The sequence below is a fragment of the Nocardiopsis deserti genome (assembly GCF_008638355.1).
Lineage (GTDB): Bacteria > Actinomycetota > Actinomycetes > Streptosporangiales > Streptosporangiaceae > Nocardiopsis > Nocardiopsis alborubida.
In genome coordinates, this window is record NZ_VWVS01000014.1 from 221049 (window position 1) to 243348 (window position 22300).

At 70.8% G+C, this 22300-nt stretch carries 19 protein-coding genes; 12 read left to right on the forward strand and 7 right to left on the reverse strand.

Annotated features, from left to right (window positions below):
* Positions 1-59 precede the first annotated feature (59 nt).
* The 5 genes from FYW99_RS31855 to FYW99_RS19505 all read left to right on the forward strand — a co-directional run bounded on the left by FYW99_RS31855 (position 60) and on the right by FYW99_RS19505 (position 6105).
* Complete coding sequence (locus FYW99_RS31855; RefSeq protein WP_190394727.1) at positions 60-203, forward strand: hypothetical protein; 144 nt, start codon at positions 60-62, stop codon at positions 201-203.
* 665 nt (positions 204-868) lie between these two features.
* Positions 869-1816 (forward strand): SDR family oxidoreductase, encoded by a 948-nt coding sequence (locus tag FYW99_RS19490; protein ID WP_150253449.1) that lies wholly within the window; start codon positions 869-871, stop codon positions 1814-1816.
* Between the two features lie 57 nt (positions 1817-1873).
* The gene (locus tag FYW99_RS19495) at positions 1874-3235 is read left to right on the forward strand and encodes an MFS transporter (protein WP_223839245.1); all 1362 of its coding nucleotides are present in this window, start codon (positions 1874-1876) and stop codon (positions 3233-3235) included.
* 135 nt (positions 3236-3370) lie between these two features.
* Positions 3371-4552 carry an oxygenase MpaB family protein gene (locus FYW99_RS19500; protein WP_150253450.1) on the forward strand — a complete coding sequence of 394 codons (1182 nt, stop codon included), beginning with the start codon at positions 3371-3373 and terminating at the stop codon, positions 4550-4552.
* A gap of 101 nt (positions 4553-4653) precedes the next feature.
* Positions 4654-6105: an aldehyde dehydrogenase family protein gene (locus FYW99_RS19505; protein WP_150253451.1), complete on the forward strand. Its 1452-nt coding sequence runs from the start codon at positions 4654-4656 to the stop codon at positions 6103-6105.
* A gap of 226 nt (positions 6106-6331) precedes the next feature.
* Here the strand turns inward: FYW99_RS19505 and FYW99_RS19510 are convergent, their stop codons facing one another.
* Both FYW99_RS19510 and FYW99_RS19515 read right to left on the reverse strand, forming a co-directional pair.
* Positions 6332-6913 (reverse strand): hypothetical protein, encoded by a 582-nt coding sequence (locus FYW99_RS19510; protein ID WP_223839248.1) that lies wholly within the window; start codon positions 6911-6913, stop codon positions 6332-6334.
* 733 nt (positions 6914-7646) lie between these two features.
* The gene (locus FYW99_RS19515) at positions 7647-9278 is read right to left on the reverse strand and encodes a BCCT family transporter (RefSeq protein WP_150253453.1); all 1632 of its coding nucleotides are present in this window, start codon (positions 9276-9278) and stop codon (positions 7647-7649) included.
* A 235-nt stretch (positions 9279-9513) separates the two neighbouring features.
* Between FYW99_RS19515 and FYW99_RS19520 the strand changes: the two genes are divergently transcribed.
* The 5 genes from FYW99_RS19520 to FYW99_RS32440 all read left to right on the forward strand — a co-directional run bounded on the left by FYW99_RS19520 (position 9514) and on the right by FYW99_RS32440 (position 13952).
* Positions 9514-10416 (forward strand): TetR/AcrR family transcriptional regulator, encoded by a 903-nt coding sequence (locus FYW99_RS19520; protein ID WP_150253455.1) that lies wholly within the window; start codon positions 9514-9516, stop codon positions 10414-10416.
* Positions 10417-10587: 171 nt separating this feature from the next.
* The gene (locus tag FYW99_RS19525) at positions 10588-11487 is read left to right on the forward strand and encodes a beta-keto acid cleavage family enzyme (protein WP_150253457.1); all 900 of its coding nucleotides are present in this window, start codon (positions 10588-10590) and stop codon (positions 11485-11487) included.
* A 44-nt stretch (positions 11488-11531) separates the two neighbouring features.
* On the forward strand, positions 11532-12521 hold the full coding sequence (locus FYW99_RS19530) for a 3-hydroxyacyl-CoA dehydrogenase NAD-binding domain-containing protein (RefSeq protein ID WP_150253458.1): 990 nt from the start codon (positions 11532-11534) through the stop codon (positions 12519-12521).
* Positions 12518-12976, forward strand: coding sequence for a thioesterase family protein (locus FYW99_RS19535; protein ID WP_150253460.1), 459 nt, complete (start codon positions 12518-12520; stop codon positions 12974-12976). The genes FYW99_RS19530 and FYW99_RS19535 overlap by 4 nt, the downstream gene beginning before the upstream one ends.
* A 274-nt stretch (positions 12977-13250) precedes the next feature.
* The gene (locus FYW99_RS32440) at positions 13251-13952 is read left to right on the forward strand and encodes a hypothetical protein (RefSeq protein WP_223839250.1); all 702 of its coding nucleotides are present in this window, start codon (positions 13251-13253) and stop codon (positions 13950-13952) included.
* Between the two features lie 117 nt (positions 13953-14069).
* On the opposite strand, the gene FYW99_RS19550 is transcribed toward FYW99_RS32440, so the two are convergent.
* Entirely contained in the window at positions 14070-14687 is a 618-nt protein-coding gene (locus FYW99_RS19550; RefSeq protein ID WP_150253462.1) for a stage II sporulation protein M, read from the reverse strand.
* A 237-nt stretch (positions 14688-14924) separates the two neighbouring features.
* Positions 14925-15581: a hypothetical protein gene (locus FYW99_RS19555; RefSeq protein WP_150253464.1), complete on the reverse strand. Its 657-nt coding sequence runs from the start codon at positions 15579-15581 to the stop codon at positions 14925-14927.
* Positions 15582-15880: 299 nt separating this feature from the next.
* Between FYW99_RS19555 and FYW99_RS19560 the strand changes: the two genes are divergently transcribed.
* The gene (locus tag FYW99_RS19560) at positions 15881-16621 is read left to right on the forward strand and encodes a MerR family transcriptional regulator (protein WP_150253465.1); all 741 of its coding nucleotides are present in this window, start codon (positions 15881-15883) and stop codon (positions 16619-16621) included.
* A gap of 74 nt (positions 16622-16695) precedes the next feature.
* Here the strand turns inward: FYW99_RS19560 and FYW99_RS19565 are convergent, their stop codons facing one another.
* The 3 genes from FYW99_RS19565 to FYW99_RS19575 form a co-directional block, all read right to left on the reverse strand.
* Positions 16696-17673 carry an arsenic resistance protein gene (locus FYW99_RS19565; RefSeq protein ID WP_150253467.1) on the reverse strand — a complete coding sequence of 326 codons (978 nt, stop codon included), beginning with the start codon at positions 17671-17673 and terminating at the stop codon, positions 16696-16698.
* Between the two features lie 4 nt (positions 17674-17677).
* Positions 17678-18463: a MerR family transcriptional regulator gene (locus FYW99_RS19570; protein ID WP_150253468.1), complete on the reverse strand. Its 786-nt coding sequence runs from the start codon at positions 18461-18463 to the stop codon at positions 17678-17680.
* Between the two features lie 420 nt (positions 18464-18883).
* A complete protein-coding gene (locus FYW99_RS19575; protein ID WP_150253470.1) occupies positions 18884-20398 on the reverse strand; it encodes an FAD-dependent oxidoreductase in 1515 nt (504 codons plus the stop codon).
* Positions 20399-21161: 763 nt separating this feature from the next.
* On the opposite strand from FYW99_RS19575, the gene FYW99_RS19580 reads away from it, so the two are divergent.
* Entirely contained in the window at positions 21162-22034 is an 873-nt protein-coding gene (locus FYW99_RS19580; RefSeq protein ID WP_150253473.1) for a DUF1963 domain-containing protein, read from the forward strand.
* Positions 22035-22300: the final 266 nt, after the last annotated feature.

The following is a 22300-nucleotide window of genomic DNA, read 5'->3' on the forward strand; positions in this document are numbered from 1 at the left end:
GGCCCCTGCATCAGAGCCGCCGCGCCGCCCCGATGCCGCACCTGCCGGGGTGCATGATCATGTCGGCAGCGCCATCGGCACCGGGCATGACCGTGCTGCTGGACCGGGGGTTTGCCTCCGACGCCTTCCCGGGCGCGGTCGCCAGCACCGGGGCGGTGTCCCCGTTCCGGCTCCGCGCCGCCCGCAGACCACCGGTCCTGTAGCACTTCGAGGACGGCTCGTCCCCGTCGCGGATCGGCGCCGTCCAAGCCCGCGTCGTCGAACGCGAGATCTCCGTCGCCACCACCGCCGGACGCACCACGGGTACCTGACGCCCGGCCACCGCCCTGCGCGTCACCCGCGACCAGATCATCCAGGGCACCCACATCCTGTTGACCGGGCCGGCCAGCCCTGACGAGCTGGCGCGTGATGGGTGGGGCAGGGTGGCCTGACAGGTGGCCGGAAAAGTTCTCACGCCGGTGCGTCGACCGCTTCCGGCGCTTGTGGCCGGCCACGACGGCGACCCTGATCGTCGATCACCGGCACCCACGACCCTGTGAGCCCCGCGCACGTGGCTCCACGGCCCGCCGATCCCCCCGTACGGAGCGCAGGGGCGGCCCGGTGAGCCTGTGATCGGCAGGTCCTGGATAGGTCCGCGCCCTCCGACGAGGATCGGTGTCAAGGCCCGAGCGATGCCCGCAAAGGCGAGCGGACGCGTCGTCGCCGACCGCTCCGGGCCGGTCGTGGGCGCCCGTGATCGACGCCCCCGGCGGTTTTGACACCGTCGCCGCCCGCGCCGGGACCACCCGCGCGGACCGGGAGCTCCGGGTCGCCCCGGCGGCCGGAGTCCGACGACGGACCCACAGTCACGACATGAAGGAGCAGGACCATGCCACGTCGACCCATCGACATCACCGTGCCCGACCTGACCGGAAAGCGCGCCGTCGTCACCGGCGCCAGCGACGGGATGGGTCTGGGGATGGCCAGGCGGCTGGCCGCCGCGGGCGCCGAGGTGATCATGCCCGTGCGCAACCCGCGCAAGGGCGAGGCCGCGATCGCCAGGATCCGGCAGACGGTGCCCCACGCGAACGTCTCGCTGCGCGACCTCGACCTGTCCTCCCTCGCCTCGGTCGCCGCCCTCGGCGACACCCTGCGCGAGGAGGGGCGGCCGATCCACATCCTGATCAACAACGCCGGCGTGATGAGGCCCCCGAACCAGCAGACCACGACCGACGGTCACGAGCTCCAGTTCGGCACCAACCACCTCGGCCACTTCGCCCTGGTGGGCCGCATCCTCCCGCTGCTGCGCGCGGGTCGGGCACGGGTGACCTCGCAGATCAGCGTCTCCGCGCGCCGTGGCTCCATCAACTGGGAGGACCTGAACTGGGAGCGCTCCTACAACGAGATGAGCGCGTACAGCCAGTCCAAGATCGCGTTCGGGCTGTTCGGCCTCGAACTGGACCGCCGCAGCAAGGCTCACGGGTGGGGCATCACCAGCAACCTGTCCCACCCCGGGGTGGCCCCGACCAGCCTCCTGGCCGCCCGACCCGAGATCGGCCGCAGCGAGGACACCCCGTACATCCGCCGGATCCGGGCCCTGTCGGCCCGCGGGATCCTGCTGGGCACCCTTGAGACGTCGAAGCTGCCCGCGCTGATGGCCGCGACCGACCCGGCCGCCAAGCGCGGCGCGCTCTACAGCCCCAGCGGCCTCGGAAGGCTGGGCGGTCCGCCGTCCGAGCAGCGGCTGTACCCGCCGCTGCGCAGTGCGCAGGAGGCCGCGCGCGTCTGGCGGGTCTCCGAGGAACTGACCAGGGTCTCCTTCCCCGTCGCCGCCTGACCGCCCTCGTCCGACCGCAGCCGTCCGCACGACCACCCCACAACCTACGGAGACCGCATGAGTACCGCCGCCCCCCGCACGTCGAGACCCAGGAGCCCCTGGTGGGTGCTCGTCGGCAGCGGCACCGCCAACGCCGTCGGCCCCCAGATGTACCTGGCCACCATCGGCCTGTTCGTACTGCCGATCGTCGAGGACACCGGCTTCAGCCGCACGACCGTCACCGGGGCCTTCTCGGTCGCGGCGGTCGGGATGGCGATCGGCCTGGTCATCGTCGCCCAGCTCGTGGACCGCTTCGCCGCGCGGTACATCCTCGTGCCGGGGTTCGTGCTGTTCGCGGCCTCCATGGCGCTGATCGGGCTGGTGCCGCCGGTCGAGTGGGTCTACCTCATCCCGTGCTTCTTCGTGGGCTTCTTCGGGGCCGGGACGGCCGTGCCCGCCACCAGGGCGGTGGTGAGCTGGTTCGACAACAACCGCGCCCTCGCCGTCGGAGTGGTGACGGGCATCATCGGCCTGGGAACGGCCCTCGCCCCCATCCTGGCCGGAGCGCTCATCGACAGCGTCGGATGGCGGATGGCCTACGGCCTCATGGCGCTGATCTCGGTTCTGGTGTCGGTCACGATGGTCACCCTGTTCGTGCGCGCCCGCGCCGAACGGCACGTCCGCGGACGACTCGTCCAGGAGACCCGGGTGGAGGGCCGTGACGTCAGCCTCGAACTCCCCGGCCTGACGGTCGGCGAGGCGTTCCGCACCCGGCAGTTCTGGGCCATCGCACTCGGTCTGGGCCTGGTCGGGGTCGTCGTCTACGGCCTCCAGGTCCACCTCGTGCCGATGATGACCGACCGCGGGCTGAGTGCCGGCCAGGCCGCCACCCTGCTGGTCGTCTTCGGCCTCGCCTCGCTGGTGGGCCGGGTGGCCGGCGGCCTCATCCTCGACCGCGTGCACGCGTGCGTCATCGGTCCGATCGTGATGATCGCCCCCATCGCCGGGATGTTCTTCCTGGAGCCGCCGTTCGGCGGTGCCGTCGTCGCGGTCGCCTTCATCGGCGTCGCCTTCGGCATCGAGGGCGACCTGCTCGCCCTGCTCATCACCCGCTACCTGGGCACGCGCTACTTCGGCCGGATCCTGGGCCTGGTCCAGGCCGCGTTCCTCCTGGGCAGCGCGCTGGGGCCGCTGCTCCTCGGACTGGGGTACGACCTGCTGGGCTCCTACGACCCCGTCATGCCCGTCCTGATGGGCGTCCTCGTCGTCGGCGCGGTCCTCATCGCGACCCTGGGCCGCTACGTCTACCCCGCCGTCAACGGCTTCGACCGCCTCGCCGCCCGCGACGAACTCGCCGCAGCCGAGGTGCTGAGCGACATCGCCGGGGCCGGCGACGCCCACGGCTCCCCGGACAGGCCGCGGGCCGAGGCCCACGGCTGACCGGCCCAGGCCGGTACACCACCGGGCCGCCACAGGCCCAGGGGCCGCGGTCCCGCCCCGTCCGCCCGGGTCAGGACCCGTGGACACACCCCTGACCCGGGCGGACGGCCACCACCAGTCCTCCAAGGAGAGATCATGACCGAGCAGAGCCCGTGGCCGACGCAGCGGGCGGGGCGGTCGACCGTCCTGGCCCAGTTCGGCCACACCCGAGCCGACCTGATGCAGTGGGCGCTGACCACCGGCGACGTGCTCGCCGACGCGGTCGTCGCCGAGATGCACCAGATCGGGATGCGGCAGGCCAGGCCCGTGGTGAGCAAGGGAATCCGGGAGGGCCTGGCCTCCCTCACCGACCCGCCTCCGGCGCTGGAGGCGCTGCTGCGGCAGACCGAGAGCCTGCCCGACTACGTGGACGACTCCCTGCTCGACCGGGGCTCCATGCCGTTCTACACCTCGCCGCCGCCGGTGCACATCATCGCGCTCAACGCGGGCTCCCTGATCCGGGTCTACGAGTCGCCGTCGATCTCCAAGGTGCTGACGACGACGGGTCGGCTGGTCGAATCCGCGCAGCGGCGCATCCAGGAGACCGGGGCGTGGCTCACCCAGGTCATGCTGCCCGGGGGCCTCCGCGTCGGGCAGCCGGGCTACGTGGCGACCCTGGAGGTGCGGATGCTGCACGCGCACATGCGCAGGCTCGCGCTGGAACGCGGCTACGACAGTTCAGCGGACGGCTGTCCGATCAACCAGGTCGACCTGGGGCGGACCTGGATGGACTTCACCCTGACCGCCTACACCGCCGAAGGGCTTCTCGGGTTCGGACTGAGCAGCCGCGAGCTGACCGAGCTGTACCGCTACTGGTGGTACGTCGCCCACCTGTTGGGGATCGACGCGCGCCTGGTCGAGGGGATCGTGAGCAACGAGGCCGCGGCACGCCTCGACGCCGTGTTCCAGACCGTCACCGGACCGGTCACGGAGGACTCCGCCGTGCTGGCGGACGCGACGCTGGCCTCGGCGACCTCCGCGCTGCACGGGCTGCTCAAGGTCCCGCCCGAACTGGCCCGACCGGCGCTGAACGCGATCGCCCGCCGGATACACGGCGACGGCATGTGCCAGGACCTGCGCATCCCCCCGGCCCCGGTCGCCGACGCGTGGCTGGGCCCGGTGCTGTCCGGGCTCGCCCTGGCGCGCGGCCGTCGCCGCCAGGACCCGAGGCGGTGGCAGGCCGCGATCAACCAGAACCTGGCGGCCGCCCGCGATCTGGTGGCCCGGCCCGGCCGGCCGACGGCCTACCAGCGCGGCGCCACCGGATCCGAGGACTGAGGGACCGAGGCCGTGCCCGCACACCGGCCCCGCCGGAACCGGAACGCCGGCCCTGCCGGGCAGTCGACCCACCAGAGCAGCCGAGCAGCAGAAGGAACCCGATGCAGACCAACGGCTACACGAACATGTTCTACGTCAACGGGCGCTGGATCCGCTCGCACAGCACGCGACAGGTCGTGGTGACCAACCCGGCCACCGAGGAGAGCCTGGGCCAGGTGACGCTGGGGGACGTCACCGACGTCGAGGCGGTGGTCGACGCCGCCCGCCAGGCCGCGCCGGACTGGGCCCGGACACCCGTGTCCGAGCGTGCGGCGCTGCTGCGGGCCGTCGCGGCCGAACTGACCCTGCGCCAGGAGGAGATCGCGCAGATGGAGACGGCGGAAGTCGGCTCCCCGATCACCCTGTCCCGCCGAGCGCACGCGCAGAGCCCGATCCACCTGTTCACCTCGGCCGCCGACCTGATCGAGCGGGCCGAACCGGACGAAACGATCCCCGGCGCGACGGTGCTGCGCGAGCCCTACGGGGTGGTCGGCGCGATCACCCCGTGGAACTACCCGCTGCACCAGAGCGCGGCCAAGACAGCCCCGGCACTGGCGGCCGGGAACACCGTCGTGTACAAGCCCAGCGAGGTCGCCCCGCTGGGGGCCTACGCCCTGGCTGAGGCGATCGACTCGGTGGGCCTGCCGCCCGGTGTGTTCAACATGGTCATGGGTGACGGGACGACCGTCGGAGCGCGCGTCGCCGCTCACCCGGACGTCGACCTCGTGTCGTTCACCGGTTCCACCCGGGCCGGTGTCCAGGTCGCGACCGCGGCGGCGGCCACCGTCAAGAAGGTGTCCCTGGAGTTGGGCGGCAAGAGCCCCGCCGTCATTCTTCCGGACGCGCCGCTGCGCCCGGCCTTGCGGCGGGCACTGCGCTCGGGTTTCCTCAACTCCGGCCAGACGTGCATGGCCCTGACCCGGATCCTCGTGGATCGGGCGCGCCTGGCCGAGACTGAGGAGATCGTCCGCGACACGGTCGCCGACTACGTCGTGGGCGATCCGACCGACCCGGACACCGAGTACGGTCCGCTCGTCTCGAAGGCGCAGCGGGACCGCGTGCGCGACTACGTCCGCCGGGGGCAGCGGGAGGGCCTGCGCCTGATCACCGGCGGCCCCGACCGCCCGGCCGCGCTGAGCCGCGGCTACTACCTGCCGTTGACGGTCTTCTCCGACGTCCCGCCCACCTCGGCCCTGGTGACCGACGAGATCTTCGGTCCCGTGCTGGTGGTCCAGGTCTACGACTCGGTCCACGAGGCCGTCGAGTTGGCCAACCGCACACCCTATGGTCTGTGCGCCGGGGTGTGGGGCGCCGACCGTTCCGAGGCCGTCGAGGTGGCGGGGCGGCTCCAGGCCGGTCAGGTCTTCGTCAACGGTGCCGGGTTCAACCCCGCCGTCCCGTTCGGCGGCTACAAGCGGTCGGGGATCGGCCGCGAGTACGGGCGCTACGGGCTGGAGGAGTTCCAGCAGACCAAGGGGCTGGTGTTCGGCGCCGACGCCGCCGGTTCCGGTTGACGCCGCTGACGGAGGCGGTGCGGTCAGGCGGCCGCCGTCGGGACACGAGCGGAAGGGCGGTCCGTCCCGCCCTGTCTCGCTGAGGTCACGTGGTCCCGGAACTCGGGAATCCGACTCCGGAGAACGCGGAACACACCACTCGCCAGGAGGACAGCGGGCCCGGCCGCCCCGCGCGGGGCGGCCGGGCCCCTTGCCGTGCTCGGCGCACTCACCGACACACCGCGGACTACTGCTGGCGGGGATTCTGGTCCCAGGAGCCGTTCTGCGGCTGCTGCTGCTCGTAGGCCTGCTGCGGATACTGCTGGGGCGGGTAGTAGCCCTGGTTCATCTGGTGGTGCGGGTGATGGGCCGCGTACTGCTGCGTGTACCCCTGGTTGGCGGCCTGGTTGCGGACCGTGAAGAACCACTGGGACAGGGGCCGGTGCAGCAGGACCACTCCGGTGATGGCCAGCGGGAGCAGGAACAACGCCCAGAGGACGCTGGTCCCGCTGAGCAGCATCAACGACTGCAGGACGATCTGGATGATGAGGACGACCTTGGCCATGGTCCGTGCCCAGGAGCGGCCACGGGTGACCGGGATCGCTGTCACCGCCAGGAGCGCGCCGATGAGGGTGTGGGGCAGTGAGTAGCCGAACGCGTACCCCGGCTCGACGCCGAACATGGGCGCGGTGGTCATGTTGATGACGAGCACGGCCAGCGAGATGGCAGCGGAGATCCAGAGCACCACGGCCAGGCCACGCACCGGTCCGGGAGCGCGGAGCTGTTCCGGGTGGGCGGTCGGACCGGGCTGTGGGGGTTGGGGTTGCATGGAGGCCTTTTCGGTGGGGAGGAAGGGCGGGCCGGGAAACGGCCGGGGGAGGAGTTCCGACACGGTCGGCTCGTACCGTGCCCGGCAGGGCCGAAATCGACGGGGACGGGACAGCCGAAGCGGAACCAGGACGTAGTTTAGTGGCCGTTCGGACACGCATCGTGTCGGATTGTCTGGCCACATGTGGCCGTGTGTGTTTGCCGGGCCGATGTGTGTTCCCCGGGCCGATACGTGTTGTCACTCGCCTCGCCGAATACCTGTGTGTTTGCTCGGGCGAACTCCGAACAGCGCACAAAGACAAGGGATCGTTGTTTTCCCGATGTGCCCGACACGTGCGGTGCGGGAATGTGCTGCCCCGGAGTCGAGCGTTCTCGAGGAGCTGTCGAGAACGCGGCACACGGAATCCGGAGGAGCAGTGGGGCCGGTCAACGAAGCCCGCGTCGAGCCATGACGGATCGTCGCCCCTGATCATGCTCGGTGCGGTTCCCCGGCAGGGATTCCACCGACGGGAGGCGGGTTTCCGTTCGGTCGACCCCCTCGTGCGGCGGCCGTGCTTCGTGGTGTGCCGGAGGCTCTGGTGGGTGGCGGGATCGCCTCCCACCACAAACCAGAGCCTCCGTCATATCCGGGACGGAGGTGCGGGGCGGCTGTCGCCCCTGCTCCACCGACGACCCGTTGGGCGCGGGCCCGCCACCGGCACCGGACCGCTCCGCGTGTCACCGCGCGCGAAGGGTCACCTCGCAGCCGCCGCAGGCGGGGAGGGAGGCGTGTCCAGTCCCGGTTCCTTCCCTTGGTCGGGACGGGGACCGGGATCGGACCCGGGCCCGGGGTCGAGGCTCCGTGCGTCGAGGCGGTAGCTGTCGTGCTCACGGAGCCAGCGCACGAGGGAGGCGGCGACCAGGGTCAGGATGATGATCAGCGGGAAGGCGGTCACGACCGACAGGGTCTGCAACGCGTCGGTGCCTCCGGCGGACATCACCGAGACCGACACCGCGGCGAGGACCAGGGCCCAGAGCACGCGGTTGGCCCGTGAGGGCTCGACGTCGTTCGGCAGGTCACGGGAGGTGGCCGCGCCCATGATGTAGGACGCCGAGTCCAGCGTCGTGGCCAGGAAGACCAGCAGCAGGAGCAGGAACAGCGGGGTGATGATCCAGCTGAGCGGGAACGCCTCCAGCGTCGCGAAGATGGCCGGGACCGCGCCCTCGGACTCCAGGGTGTCGACGATGGGTGCCTCACCCCGCAGTTCGAACGCCATGCTGGAGTTGCCGAGCAGCGCGAACGAGAGCCAGCAGCCCAGGCTGCCGAAGCCGCACATGCCGACGATGATCTGCCGGACGGTGCGGCCCTTGGAGATCTTGGCGCAGAACATGCCGACGAAGGGTCCGTAGGAGATCCACCAGCCCCAGTAGAAGACCGTCCAGATCTCCTCGAAGCCGGATCCGCCGACGGGATCGGTGTAGGTGCTCATCCGGACGATGTTCTGGGCGAGCATGCCGACGCTGTTGGTGAAGGTGTCGATGACGAAGACCGCCGGGCCCAGCACCAGGACCAGGGCGCCCAGGGCGGCGGCCAGGTAGAGGTTGAGGTTGGCGAGGCGCTTCAGGCCGCGGTGCAGGCCCAGGGCGACGCTGCCCCCGAACAGCAGGGTCCACAGGCCGATGACGATGGTGTTGAGGGTGGCGCCCGGCTCGAACCCCAGCATGCGGGAGGCGCCCTCCGCGACGGTGGGCACGGCCAGGGCCAGCGAGGTCCCCGCCGCTCCGATCATCCCGAGGATGAAGAAGACGTCGATCAGGCGCCCCGGCCAGCGGTCGACGCGGTCGCCGAGCACTCCGCGGCAGGCCTCGCTGAGGCGCAGGCGGCGGATTCTGCGCACGTGGTAGGCGTAGGCGAGGGCGAGGGTCGGGACGCAGAAGACCGCCCAGGCGGTGGGGCCCCAGTGGAAGAGGGGATAGGTCGCCGACCACTCGGCGGCCTCGGCGCTGTGCGGTTCGAGTTGGAACGGGGGATCCACGTGGTAGTGCGCCCACTCGATGATCCCCCAGTACATGAGGCCGCCGCCGATCGCGGCGGTGAAGATCATCGCGAGCCAGGTGGGGGTGGAGAACTCGGGGCGGTCGTCGGGACTGCCCATCCTGATGCGGCCGTACCTGCTGAAGACCAGCCAGACCAGCAGTACCGCGAGCCCGACGACGAACCACATGTACACCCAGCCCAGATCGGACTGGAGCCAGGACAGGACGTTGCCGAGCAGGCGTTCACCCGTCTGCGGCGCGATCACGAACGGCGCGCTGAAGCCGATCACCATGATCAGCGCGGGCCAGAAGACTTTGTTGTCGATGTTCCAGCGGATGGCTCGGGTCACCTCCGGGGTCGAGGGCGTGGACTATCCAGTTACTACTGTGTTGCGCTTGACTAATCAACCAGTCAGGATCGCTCCACCGCTGTTCTCCCTCGCTGTCATCCGCGGTCGTTTTGGAGAAAAGCGTGTGGTGGCAAGGGTTTGCTGAGCTCTGGTGCGACCGGGGTGGCGTCTCTGTAACGAAGTGACAACCACACCTGCGTTGCGAAAATCGCCATGGTGCTGTTACGTTCTCACCGTGAGCGACAACACGGCCGACGACGTGCGTGGCAGGGCCCGTGAGGCGATCCGCCGATCCGGCCTCTCCCAGCGGCGGTTCGCGACCGGACTCGGCATCGACCCCAGCAAACTCTCCAAGTCCCTGAACGGCACCCGGCGGTTCACCGCCCTGGAACTGGCCGCTATCGCCGACGAGACCGGGGTGACGGTCAACTGGCTGCTCAACGGCAAGGACGACGCCGAGACGGTCTCGGCGGTGCCGCGCGACTCGTCGGCGGTGAGGCCGTCGTCCGCGAGTCTGGCGGACCACCCCACGGCCGCCCGGGAGCACAACCGCAGACTCCAGATCATCGAGGCCGCGTGGACCCTCATCGCCGAACGCGGCTACCACTCGGTCCGCGTCGCCCAGATCGCCCAGGCCTGCGGGACGTCCAGCGCCACCGTCCACTACTACTTCCCGACCCTGCACGACCTCCTCGTGGAGGCGCTGCGCCACTCGGTGAAGCAGGCGTTCGACCGCCAGGTCGCGGGGCTGCACACCATCGAGGACCCCTACGAGCGCCTTCTCCAGCTCATCGAGCTCCAGCTCCCGGACTCGGACCGCCTGCGGCTGGAGTGGTCGGTCTGGCTCCAGGTCTGGACGGCCGCGGCGCTGGACCCCGGGATGCGGGAGCTGCACGCCGACTCCTACCTGCGCTGGCACGAGACCATCGCCCGCACCCTGCGGGAGGGCAAGGAGAGCGGAGTCTTCGCCGACTTCGACGTCGAGGAGATGACCAGGCGCCTCACCGCCCTCATCGACGGCATGGGCATCCAGGTCATGACCGGGATGCCCGGACGGTCCGTCGCCCACATGCGTAACACCCTGCGCTCGGTCATCGACAGCGACGTCCTGGGCGGCAGCGACGTCCCGGGGAGCTGAGACAGCCCGCACCCGCCCCGCCCTCCGCCCCCGCCCCTTCCGGAGCCCTCGCCTCGGTTCCGCACGCCCCGAACGTGCCCCACCGGCACCCAGCACCCGGCGGCCGCACAGCCGCACGGCCGCACAGCCAGAGCCCGACACGCCGCACACGCACGGAGACGGAGTCCCGCCTTGAGCGACACCATGAACCCCAAACCCATCCTGACCTGCGCCCTCACCGGCGCGGGGGACACCGTCGGCCGCAGCGAGCACGTCCCGGTGACGCCCGAACAGATCGCGGCCGCCGCGGTCGAGGCCGCCGAGGCCGGCGCCAGCGTGGTGCACATCCACGTCCGCGACCCCGAGACGGGAGCCCCCTCCCGCGACAACGCCCTCTACCGGGAGGTCGTCGACCGCATCCGCCAGACCGGCGTCGACATCGTCATCAACCTCACGGCGGGCATGGGCGGTGATCTGGTGATCGGCCAGGAGGACCCGCTCAGGTTCGAGGAGGGCACCGACCTCGTCAACGGCCTGGACCGCCTGCCGCACGTGGAGGAACTGCTGCCCGACATCTGCACCCTGGACTGCGGCAGCCTGAACTTCGGCGACGGAAGCCAGGTGTACGTCTCCACCCCGGACATGCTGCGCGCGGGCGCCAGGCGCATCCAGGAGCTCGGGGTCCGCCCGGAGCTGGAGATCTTCGACACCGGCCAGCTGTGGTTCGCCAAGACGATGCACGCCGAGGGCCTCATCGACGACCCGTCGATGTTCCAGCTGTGCACGGGCATCCCCTACGGGGCGCCGTCGGACCCCGGCGTCCTCCAGTCGATGGTGAACCTGCTCCCGGCGGGCGCGCAGTGGGCGAGCTTCTCCATCGGCCGCAAGCAGATGCCGTGGGTGGCGCAGTCGGTGCTGCTCGGCGGGCACGCCCGGGTGGGTCTGGAGGACAACCTCTACCTCAGCCGCGGGGTGAAGGCCACCAACGGCCAGCTCACCGAGAAGGCCGTCGCCATCATCGAGCAGCTCGGCGCCCGGGTGGCCACACCGGACGAGGCCCGCGCCATGCTCCGGCTCCGCAGCGCGGCCTAGCCGTCCCACGCCCCACACGAACCACCGTCCAGATGAGGAGCACGATGACGGAGAACGCGAGAACCACCCCCGAGGCCGTGCGCACGGTCGCCTGCGTCGGAGCGGGCGTCATCGGGGGCGGCTGGGTGGCCCACTTCCTGGGCCGCGGCTACCGGGTGGTCGCCTGGGACCCCGCCCCGGACGCCGAGAGCAGGCTGCGCGGGCTGGTCTCCTCGGCCTGGCCCGCCCTGGAGGAGCTGGGCCTGGCCGAGGGGGCCGCCATGGCGAACCTGCGGGTCGTGGACACACTGGCCGAGGCCGTCGCCGACGCGGACTTCGTCCAGGAGAGCGCCCCGGAGCGACTCGACCTGAAGATCGACCTGCTGGCCGAGATCGACGCCGCCACCCCGGAGGGCGTGGTCATCGCCTCGTCCACCTCCGGCTACAGCATGAGCGAGATGCAGGTGGGCGCCCGTACACCGGGACGGCTCGTCGTCGGCCACCCGTTCAACCCGCCCTACCTGGTGCCCCTGGTCGAGGTCGTCGGCGGCGGGCGCAGCGAGCAGTGGGCCGTCGACTGGGCCTCGGACTTCTACCGCGCCGCGGGCAAGTCGGTGATCAGCATGGAGCAGGAGCTGCCGGGGTTCATCGGCAACCGGATCCAGGAGGCCGCCTGGCGCGAGGCCCTGCACATGGTCGCCGAGGGGGAGGCGACCGTCGAGCAGATCGACCTGGCGATGACCAGCGGCCCCGGGCTGCGCTGGGCCTTCTTCGGTCCCTGCCTGACCTTCCACCTGGCCGGGGGAGAGGGCGGCATGGCGCACATGCTCGACCACTTCGGCCCGTCCCTGAAGTCCCCGTGGACCCGCCTGGAGGCACCCGAACTCACCGCCGAACTGCGCGACCGCATGGTCGCGGGCACGGACGAGGTCGTGGCCGGGCGCTCCACCGCCGAACTGATCGCCCAGCGCGACCGCCGCCTGATCGCGGTGGCCCGCGCGCTGGAGGAGGTCGAACGCGCGGAGGCCGCCGAGCGGGCGGGGGAGAACGCGTGAGCGCGACACTCACCCAGCGGCTGCGGCCCGAGTGGATCGACTACAACGGCCACCTCAGCGAGGCCTACTACGTCCTGATCTTCGGGTTCGCGACGGACGCGCTGATGGACCGGGTCGGCCTGGACGCCGCCTACCGCGAACGGTCCGGCTGCTCGCTGTACACGGTGGAGGCGCACGTGCGGTACCTGCACGAGGTGGCCGCCGACGCCGAGGTCGAGGTCCGCACCCGGGTGATCAGCCCGGACGCGGACCGTTCGGACCGTCCCGGCGTCAGGAAGGCGCGGATCTGCCACGAGATGCGGGTCGGCGAGGCCCTGGTGGCGACCGAGGAGCTGATGGCGCTCCACGTCGACCAGGCGCTGGGCCGGGCGGTGCCCCTTCCCGAGGAGATCGCCGCGAACCTGGCCGCCCTCGCCGAGCCCGCACCCGACTACGCGGGCCGCGCCGTCGGCTAGGGTCTGTTTTTTGAACCGGCCTCAGCTTGTGTGTGTGGGCGGGCGCCCACGGGGTTCTGGAGGTGGTGGAGGCGGGTTTCCGTGGGAGAACCGCGCCGTAGGCGTCCGTTGAGGGTGGTGGCGGGCGACGGGTGGGCACGGGCGAACCCGCCGGAGACACCACCCTGCCTGCTCCAACCCGATTCCCGTGCTTCGGGCGCCCGAACACGGGCCGAAGCGAAGCGGAGGGCCCAAAAAACACTGTCCAGTCCGCCGTCGACCCGCGGGCGGCGAGGTGGTCCGAGAGCTGTTGGGCGGCACTGCGCGGTTCGCGGCCGAGGAGCTCGGCCAGCAGCGGGTCAGTCCACGCGAAACGACCTGTGCGCGTGGCCTGGAACATGGTGAGCGTGAACCGGGCCGTCTGCTCCGGGACGCCGTTCGCGACCTGGTCGACGATCCACTGTTCGTCGTCGACGACGACGCGCCTGACGGTGCGGCCGGTGAGTTCGGAGGCGATTCCGGCGAAGTCGTCGATGGTGACGGCGTCGGCCGGAGTGAGGGTGACGGGGCCGTCGAAGGGGCGGTCACCGGCGATGACGACCGCGGCGGCCTCAGCGGCGTCGGCGCGATCGATCCACGCGACGGGGCCGTCCGCCGGGTGCGCCATCACTCCGGTCCGCCGCCACGGGCCGAGCAACGGGGCGAGGTCGCCGAAGAAGCCGTTGCGCAGCGCGGTCCAGGCGACTCCCGAGTCGGCGAGGATCGCCTCGGTGGCGGCGTGGATGGCCAGGGGCGGGTACGGGCCGTCGGCGTCGGCGCCCTGCGGCCCGCCTTCACCGCGGACGACCTCCAGGCGCTGATCACCGACAACGCGCTCGCCCTCAAGCACGGGACCCGTCCAGAGCGCGGGGACTACGACCGGTGCACCACCTTCCTCCTCGACGGAATCCACCGGCTCGACGGAACCCACCGGGCCGGGGCCACCGACCGCGGATAGGGCGGCGGCCCGTTGACGGCGGACGCGGTGCGACATCTGGCGCGCACCGCGCCGCCGCGCCCGTGGCCGAGGAAGGACCATGAGTCGGTGGCGGAGCGGTTCGTCAGCGCGTCGGGATCACCCCGCGACCAGCCTGGGGACGAGGTGGACGAGCTCGAAGGCCTCGTAGGCCGCGCCGACGACGAACAGCGCCAGCGCGGGCAGGCTCAGCCAGCCGATCTGCTGGAGGCCGCGCAGGTATCCCTGTCGGCGGTTGGGAGCACCGACCGTCGCGGGGCGCAGCCAGGCCCTCCCGAGGAGGTAGGCGCCGAGCATGGCCAGGGCGTAGGCCTGGAACTCGATGACGAGCGTCAGCGAGTGCGGGATCATGAGCGTGGCCGTGGCCGCGTCGACCGGGGCGAGGATCACGCCGGTCTCGTACGCCTTGTAGGCGAAGAGGGGGATACCGGCGAAGGGCACGATCATCGAGGGCAGCAGAATCCTCAGGAGGACGACGGTCAGCACGTTGACCCCGAAGATGGTCAGGCCGAACAGCCAGGGGTTCACGAGCAGCGTTCCCACCAGGTCCGCCGTCCCGTCCTCCTGTTGGGAGCCGACCTGCGCGGCGTTCAGTTCGGGGAAGGCCAGGGCCGCCGCCACACCGATGAGGAACACGCCGTACGCGATCGCGTTCATCACGAGGTAGGCGCGAAGGTTCGCGCGGATGATCCGGAAGGGCTTTCGAAGGTTTCGCACGTTTTCTGCTCCGTGTTCGAGAGGGCTGAAGAGCCGCCGGGGCTCCCCGCACCCGGGGCTGCGCCGCCGCAACGCGCGCCCCGCCGCAGGGGCGCGCAAGCTCGGGGCGCTCACGTTGTGCGCGGGCTCGCGGTCAGCGGCGGGAACGCCGGGCCGCGTGTCGCATGCGGACCACCCTCACTCCAGACCATGGCCCCGGGGCAGGGTCAAGCTCGGGTCGTCCCGCCACGTCGGCGGTCAGCTGCTGCCGTCCAGCAGTGCGTTCCACCGCAGTCGTGTCGCCCGCTCCACGCTGGAGGTCGAGGCGCAGAGCCCGAGCGCGACGTTGAGCCACAGCGGCAGGTCTACGGGTGAGGTGAGGGTGCCGAAGCGCTCGGCTATCGGGGGCACGTGCGAGACCCCCTCGATGATCTGCGGGACGACGAGGACGATCGGCACGATCAGCAGGACCAGCGACACCGCTCTGACCAGGCGGCTCAACGCCGGGTGCTCGCGGTCGAGGCGGGCGCGACGACCCTCCGCCGAGCGTGCGTCCGGAACGAGCTGGCGCACGTCGCCTTCGGCGGTCACGTAGTGGCAGCGTTTGAGCCCGAAGGCCGTCGACTCCACCTCGATGACTCCTCCCGGCACCGGGAAGGCCGCCGGGAGCGTGGACTCCAGGTGATGCCCGCCGTCCAGGTAGAGGTGGGCCTTGCCCTTACCGTCCTCGGTCATGACCCGCTGCCAGTAGGGGATGTCGACGGAGTAGACCACGCGGCGTCCGCCGCCGTCGGTCAGCGGGAGATGGAACAGGGCGCGGGAGAGCGGCTGCCACCAGCGGAAGCGCTTGAGCGGGCGGTCGTTCCCGCTCCTGATCCGCTTCGCTGCCTCGCGCTGTTTGCGTTCGTTGATCACTTCGGGCTCCCTGTCCGTTCGTGAAGGTCGGTGACCGACCCGGCGCGGAACCGGAACCGCCGCATGCTCGTCGCTGCTGAGGGCGTACCTGGCCTGCGCGGTCGCGAACCGGTCACGATCGGCACTCGTCCCATGACAAAGTCTGCCCTCGGGGCAGGGTCAAGCCTGGATCGCGCCGAGCCGGACACGGCGGGCGAACGGGGGACGCCGCTTGACCCTGCCCCCGGGGCAGGGTGTGGACTGTGGTGACGCGTGGGGTGTAGCGCTGCCCGCAGCCGCGGCGGAAGAGGAGGCATCGCGTGGCGTGGAGTACCCAGCAGCTCGCCGAGCTCGCCAACACGACGGTGAAGGCCGTTCGGTACTACCACAAGGTCGGCCTGCTGGATGTGCCGGAGCGAACGGCGAACGGATACAAGCAGTACCAGGTCCCACACCTGGTCCGTCTGCTGCAGATCAGGCGGTTGAGCGATCTGGGGGTTCCGCTGTCGGAGGTGGAGTCGATGGGACGGGCGGACGAGGACCCGGACGAGGCGATCCGGGTGCTGGACAGGGAGCTGGAAGCGACGGTCGACCGGCTCAACCGCGTGCGGGCGGAACTGGCCGTCCTCCTGCGCCACCGCGCACCGGCCTACGTTCCCCCCGCGTTCGCCCCGGTCTCCCGTGAGCTCTCCGACAGGCAGCGATCGTTGCTGATGGTCTACTCGACCGTTCTCAGCGAGGAGTCCGTCGAGCAGTTCCGCGCACTGATCAGCGAACCCGACGACACGGACGAGGAGTTCGAGGCCCTTCCCGCGGACGCGGACGACGCCGAGATCGACCGTCTCGCCGCGCGCATGCTGCCGGTCGTCCGCAGGGGGCGCGAGGAGAACCCGTGGTCGGCCGACCCCGCCGTCGACGCGCCGGGTGGTGCGGAGCACGCCGAACGGACGATGGCCGAGGCCATGGTGCAGTTGTACAACCCCGCGCAGCTCCGCGTACTGAAGCGTGTGAACGCTCTCCTCCAGGAGGAGGCTTCGGAGGCGGGCGAAGACGCGCCCTGACGCGGCGGGCGGTGTGGCGGGCGGGGATCCGGGGCCCGAGGGGGTCAGCGCTCGGCCCTGTGCCCCCGGCGGGCTCAGACCGGAGCGGACCCGCTCGAAGCGGGGCGCCGCCGTGCCCTCACCAGCTGGGCGAGCAGGGCCAGCACGGGTAGTTCCACCAGCGGCCCCACCACCAGTGCGACCGCGATCAGGGGCCGGTCGGGGAAGGCCGCGACCGCGATGGCCAGCGCGATGGGCGAGTTGCGTGCGGTGGTGGTCATGGTCAGCGTGACCCTGTGGTCCGCGGGCAGGCCCAGCAGGCGGGACAGACCGGTGGCGACCAGGGGCAGCGCCACGAAGAAGACCGCCAACGGCGGCAGCAGGGTGAGCAGGTCACCGGCGTGGTCCAGGACGGTGCGGGCCTGCCCGGCGAACATCGCCAGCACGGCCGCGTACAGCAGCGGCAGGACCAGTCGCCCGGCCGGAGCGGTGACGAAGCGCTCGCGCCAGGCGGCGCCCCCGAACCGGTGCGAGGCCCAGCGCAGCACCATCGCCAGTACCAGGGGCACCACGAGGACGAGCAGGACCGACTCGGCCAGGGTGGCGGCGTCGACCATGGCGGCCTGCCCGCCCAACAGCAGCACGTACACCGGCAGCAGGACGAGCTGGAGGATCAGGTTGACCGGCAGCAGGGCGGCGGCGATGCCGGTGTGCCCGCGCGCCATGGCGGTGAAGACCAGGTACCAGTCCGTGCACGGGGTCACCAGCAGCAACAGCAGACCGATGCGCAGGTCCGGCTCCCCTCCCAGCAGTCCGGCGCCCAGAGCCCAGGCCAGGGCCGGGGTGAACACGAAGTTGAGCACCAGGCTGGTGACGACCAGGGCTTTGGCGCGCCTGACCTCGCCCACGTGTGCGGCGTCCATCTGCACGAACACGGCGGTGAGCATCACCAGCAGGGCGGGCAGCACCACGTGCCTGGCTGCCTCACCGATGGGCAGCAGCAGGCCCGCGGCCAGCCCGGCCACGGCGGCCAGGGCCACGAACAGGCTCTGGAGGCGTTCGGCGAGCGACATCGGTTCAGTTCCCCCTGACGGGCTCGGGGCCCAGGGCACCGAGCAGGCGGGCGGCCCGCCCGGCCGGGGAGCCGGGGTCGGGGCGGTGGTCGGGGTGGACTCCCACGTGCAGGTGCACCCGCTGCGGGGTGAAGTCGACGCGCAGGTCCAGGAAGGCGCAGCACTGCTGTTCGGCCGCGGCCAGCTCGGCGACCTGTCCGGCCCGCTCCAGGGGCAGGCTCCAGGAGCTGCCGTGGGCGCGCTGAGTGCGGGCGGCCTCGGTCAGCAGCTCGCGCCAGGCGTCCAGGCGGCGTTCGTGGTCGCCTGTCTCCAGCATGCAGGTGGCGCCGTTGGTCTGGGCCAGGGGCAGGGCGCGCGGGTGCGCCGCCTGGCTCGGCGGTGCCAGGTCGGCCAGGAAGGCGCATCCCGGATCGCAGGGGGCGTCGCGGTCGGGGAGTTGGTGCAGGCGGGTGCGGGCGGTGCGCAGCAGCGCCTGGAAGTCCGCCAGTTCGGCGGCTTGGGCGCGGGCCTGTTCCAGGCGTTGCTCCAGGCGCGGGCTCAGAGCGGCCTTGACGTGCGAGCAGGGGTGGGCCGCCCACAGGGCGGTGAGTTCGCCGATCTCCTCCAGGGCCAGGCCCAGGTGTTTGGCGGTGGTGATGAAGGTGAGCCGCTCCAGGGCGCGCTCGTCGTAGAGGCGGTACCCGGCCGAGGACCGCTGCGCCGGGAGCAGTCCGCGCTCCTCGTAGTAGCGCAGGGTGGTGGCCGCCACGCCGGAGCGTTCGGCCAGTTCGGAGACCCGCATCAACACCATGGGCACACGGTAGACCTTCGAGTCGACTCGAAGGTCAAGCCCGGCACGCGCCGTGGACGGCATGACCGTCCGGGCTTCGATGACGTGAGCCTCCAGCGTGCCCCCGCACACGAGCGGCATCAGGCCGGACGGCTCCTGTGGGTGTTGCGACCACGGGCCCCGGGCACCGGACCGCTCACGACCGGCGCCAGGGGAGCACGTGTCAGGCTCCGAAGGCCCGCCGCATGTGGTCGGCGATGAGACGGTCGATGTCATCGGGCAGGATCTTGCAGGGCAGGGACACAGCCAACACTCCTTGGGCACGTCGGGGTACTTCGGCTCGCGCCCGCGAGCATGCCTGTGCGAGCTTCCTCGCCGTGGTGGTCAGCGCGGACGGGGAGACCCCCGGCCGTGTGCGATCGAGGGATGCTCTTATGGATGTCAGGCGTCGTCGAGGTCGACGGTGGGCAGAGGCTTGACCGCTGGGCCGTTGAGGACACTGCCGTCGGTGTCGTAGCGGGAGCCGTGGCAGGGGCAGTCCCAACTGGTCTCCGCCGCGTTCCAGGCCAGCCGGCAGCCCAGGTGGGTACAGTTCAGGCTGACGGCGTGGAGCCCGCCCTCCGCGTCGCGGTACGCGCCGACGGAGTCGCCGTCGACCTCGATGACGCCGCCCTGCCCCCGGTCCAGGTGGCGGCCGTGGTGGGGACGCAGTCGGCCCACGTGTCCGCCGACCAGGTCCGCGCCGACCTTGAGGTTGTCCTTGACCATCCGTCCCACGGCCTTGGCGTCACCGATTCGGGTCGCGTCGAACATCGCCAGCCAGGGGTTGTCACGGCCTCGCAGGAGGTCGCTCAACATGATGGCGGCGGCGCTGCCGTTGCTCAGGCCCCACTTGTTGAACCCCGTCGCCACCAGGATCCGGTCGTTCATCGGTGAACGACCGATGTAGGGCACCTGGTCGGCCGTGGTGTAGTCCTGGCCCGACCAGCGGTACTCCACCGCGTCCACGTCGAAGGTGGACCTGGTCCACTGCTCCAGGTCGTCCCACATCGCCTGCGTGTCCTGCTCGGTGCCGGTCTCGTGGCCGTTGCCCACCACGACCAACCCGTTGGACCCGCGGTCGAGCCACGGCCGCGTGGACCTGCTGGGCGAGTCGACCGAGATCGCCATCTCCTGCGGTGCCGGGCCGCGGAGCCGGGCCGCCAACCCGAAGGACCGGTAGGGGCGCGTCTTGGCGAAGTACCCCCCGATCATGTTGATCGGCAACAGCGTCGCCACCACCACGGAGTTCGCGCGGACCGTCGCGTCCGCGGTACGCACCCGCACGCTGCCGTCCCGGTGTTCCTCCACCTCCAACGCGCGGGTGTGCTCGAACACCTGCCCACCGGCCGCCGACAGCGCCTCGGCCAGACCGGCGACGTAGCGACCCGAGTGGAAGTGCAGCTGGTGGTCGAACCGTACCGCCGCCTCGATCTCGAAGGGCAGGTCGGTCGTCTCCACCAGCGACGCCGGAAGGCGCAGGCGCTGGGCCGCGGCCACCTCCTCCTCCAGGGTCCGGCGCTGCTCGGGGTCACGGGTGTAGGCCAGGGCGGGTGCGCGGGTGAGGTCGCAGTCGATGCCGTACTCACCGGCCAGTTCGGCGACCAGTTCCACACCCGCCTGGTTGGCGTCGGCGTACACGCGGGCCGGGTCCTGGCCGTACCGGTCGATCAACCCCGCGTAGACCAGCCCGTGCTGGGAGGTGACCTTTCCTGTGGTCTGCCCTGTCGTGCCCTGTCCCAGGCGTCCGGCTTCCAGCACCGCGACGCTGCCAGCCCCGGCCCGCCGCGCCAGCAGTGCGGTGGTCAGCCCGACGAGGCCGCCTCCCACCACCGCGACATCGACCTCCACGTCCTGGTTCAGACGTGGGAACTCCGGTCGGCCCTCCACGTCTGTCCACACACTCCTGTGCCGCATTCTTCGCCCTCCCGGTCGAGCCCACTGGTGCCGATGCCCTCATGGACCGGAGTCCGGGGCGCCCCCGTCAGCCCGGCGCCTCGACATGGGCGCCATCGATCCCCATGGAACTGACAGTGCCTACACCAGTACCCAACGTTCCCGGCTGTTACCGCCGGAGTCCCGGGCAGGGCACAACCCCACGGGCCTGGTGGGTGCCAGGGCTGTTCGGTGTGTACCGGGAACTTTCCACAGGATTCGCGGAACGGGCGGCGAAGAGGGAGAGCGAGGTTCTCTCAGGGAAATAGCAGGTCGCTGTGGGCGAGCGCGAGACGGTACAGACCAACCTCGGTCCCAGACAGACGTGAAGCCCGACGGGTCCTCACGGAGCCCTTTTCAACCTCACTCCCGGTGACGATGTGGAGCGGTGATGGACTCGATGTGTTTTTGGCAGGGTTGGCGGAAGATTTTCGTGGGTGAACGGTGCCCGAACCCGGTGTTCCTCGGAACGAGATCTGACGGTCCCAACCAAGCCTGTGGGGTCCCCTACCCAACGGACGTGGGCTGCACCATCCATTCCCCGGCGACGAGTGGCACTTCGAAGGCAGGACTGATCATGCTCCCGGAGAGGACATGCGACCTCGCCCGGGAGCTGCGCGGCTTCCTGGAGGCGGATCGCTGGGATGATCCAAGGTGATCGACCACTCGCATCCACCATGTACAACCCATCCCCGCCAACACCCTGCTGGCACAGCCGAGTTGGAAAGGGCCTATCTTCTCGGGTATGGATCATCAGGGAGAGTTTCGTCGGGCAGCGCTTGAGTTGGGCATCCCGGACGACGAGATCAACAGGTTCAGCCAGCACCTTCGTTTGTCGATCGGATTGTCCGCGCGTGGAGATGGCCCTCCGGTCGGGCACATCGGTGGGTTGCCCCGGCTGCCGGTGGGCATGAAGTGGCCGTCCGCCGGGGACATTCCGTTGCCGTTGCTCCTCTCCGTCGATTGCGGGGCGCTGCCGAGGGTCGACGGCTTCGACCTACCGGCAAACGGGACGCTGCTCTTCTTCGTTCACAAAGAGATGGACTGCGACGGACCGCGGGCCGATCCGGGACAGTACGCACGAGTCGTGTACGTGCCGGACGGAACCGAAACCGCGGTCGCGGAGCCCCCCGACTCCGCGTGTGTCGACGAGCGGATCGACGTCTGCGCCGACGGGCTCAGAGCCGCTCTCCCCCTGTGGCTCGAGGAGGGCGACGAGGACGAGGGCTGGCACGAGTTCTGGGAGGATTTCGAGTGGGACGACATGTCACCCTTCCAGCAGCAGTTGGCCCGGTACATGGAGCGTGAACTGCCGCACCTGGACGAACTTCGGTCTCTGGCCTACGACCTCTGGTCGTCCGACGCCTACTACGTCATCGGCGGGTACGCCGATGACGATGCGACGGTCAGCAGCTTCACGGCGAAGACCCTCCCTGAGGGAGAGTGGTTTTCCTATCTGGACGAGGACGCGCTCCGGCTGGCGCGCGACTGGATACCGCTCGCCAATGAAGGAGGGGTCTACGAGGAGTACTACACGAAATTTATGATCCGCTACGACGACCTGGCCGCCGCTCGGTGGGACAAGGCGCTGACCGTGACCGTTTTCGAAGCCCCGTGACCAGGTTCGGCGCACCTCCACCCGGAGGGCTGGCGAAGGCTGTTCGCAAAGGCCGTCCAGGCGTCCGCGCCAATGGTCACGACCGGGCCGGTGGGGTTCTTGCTGTCGCGGATAAGTTCGCAGGTCGTTGACTGTGCTTTTCGCGCACGCGGGGATGGCCCCGCGAGAGACCTGCCGGTGCGGATGGTCATGTAGTGCTCCCCGCACACGCGGGGATGGCCCGGGAAAACCACTCGACGGCTTCGCGGCGCCCTGACACAGTGGCG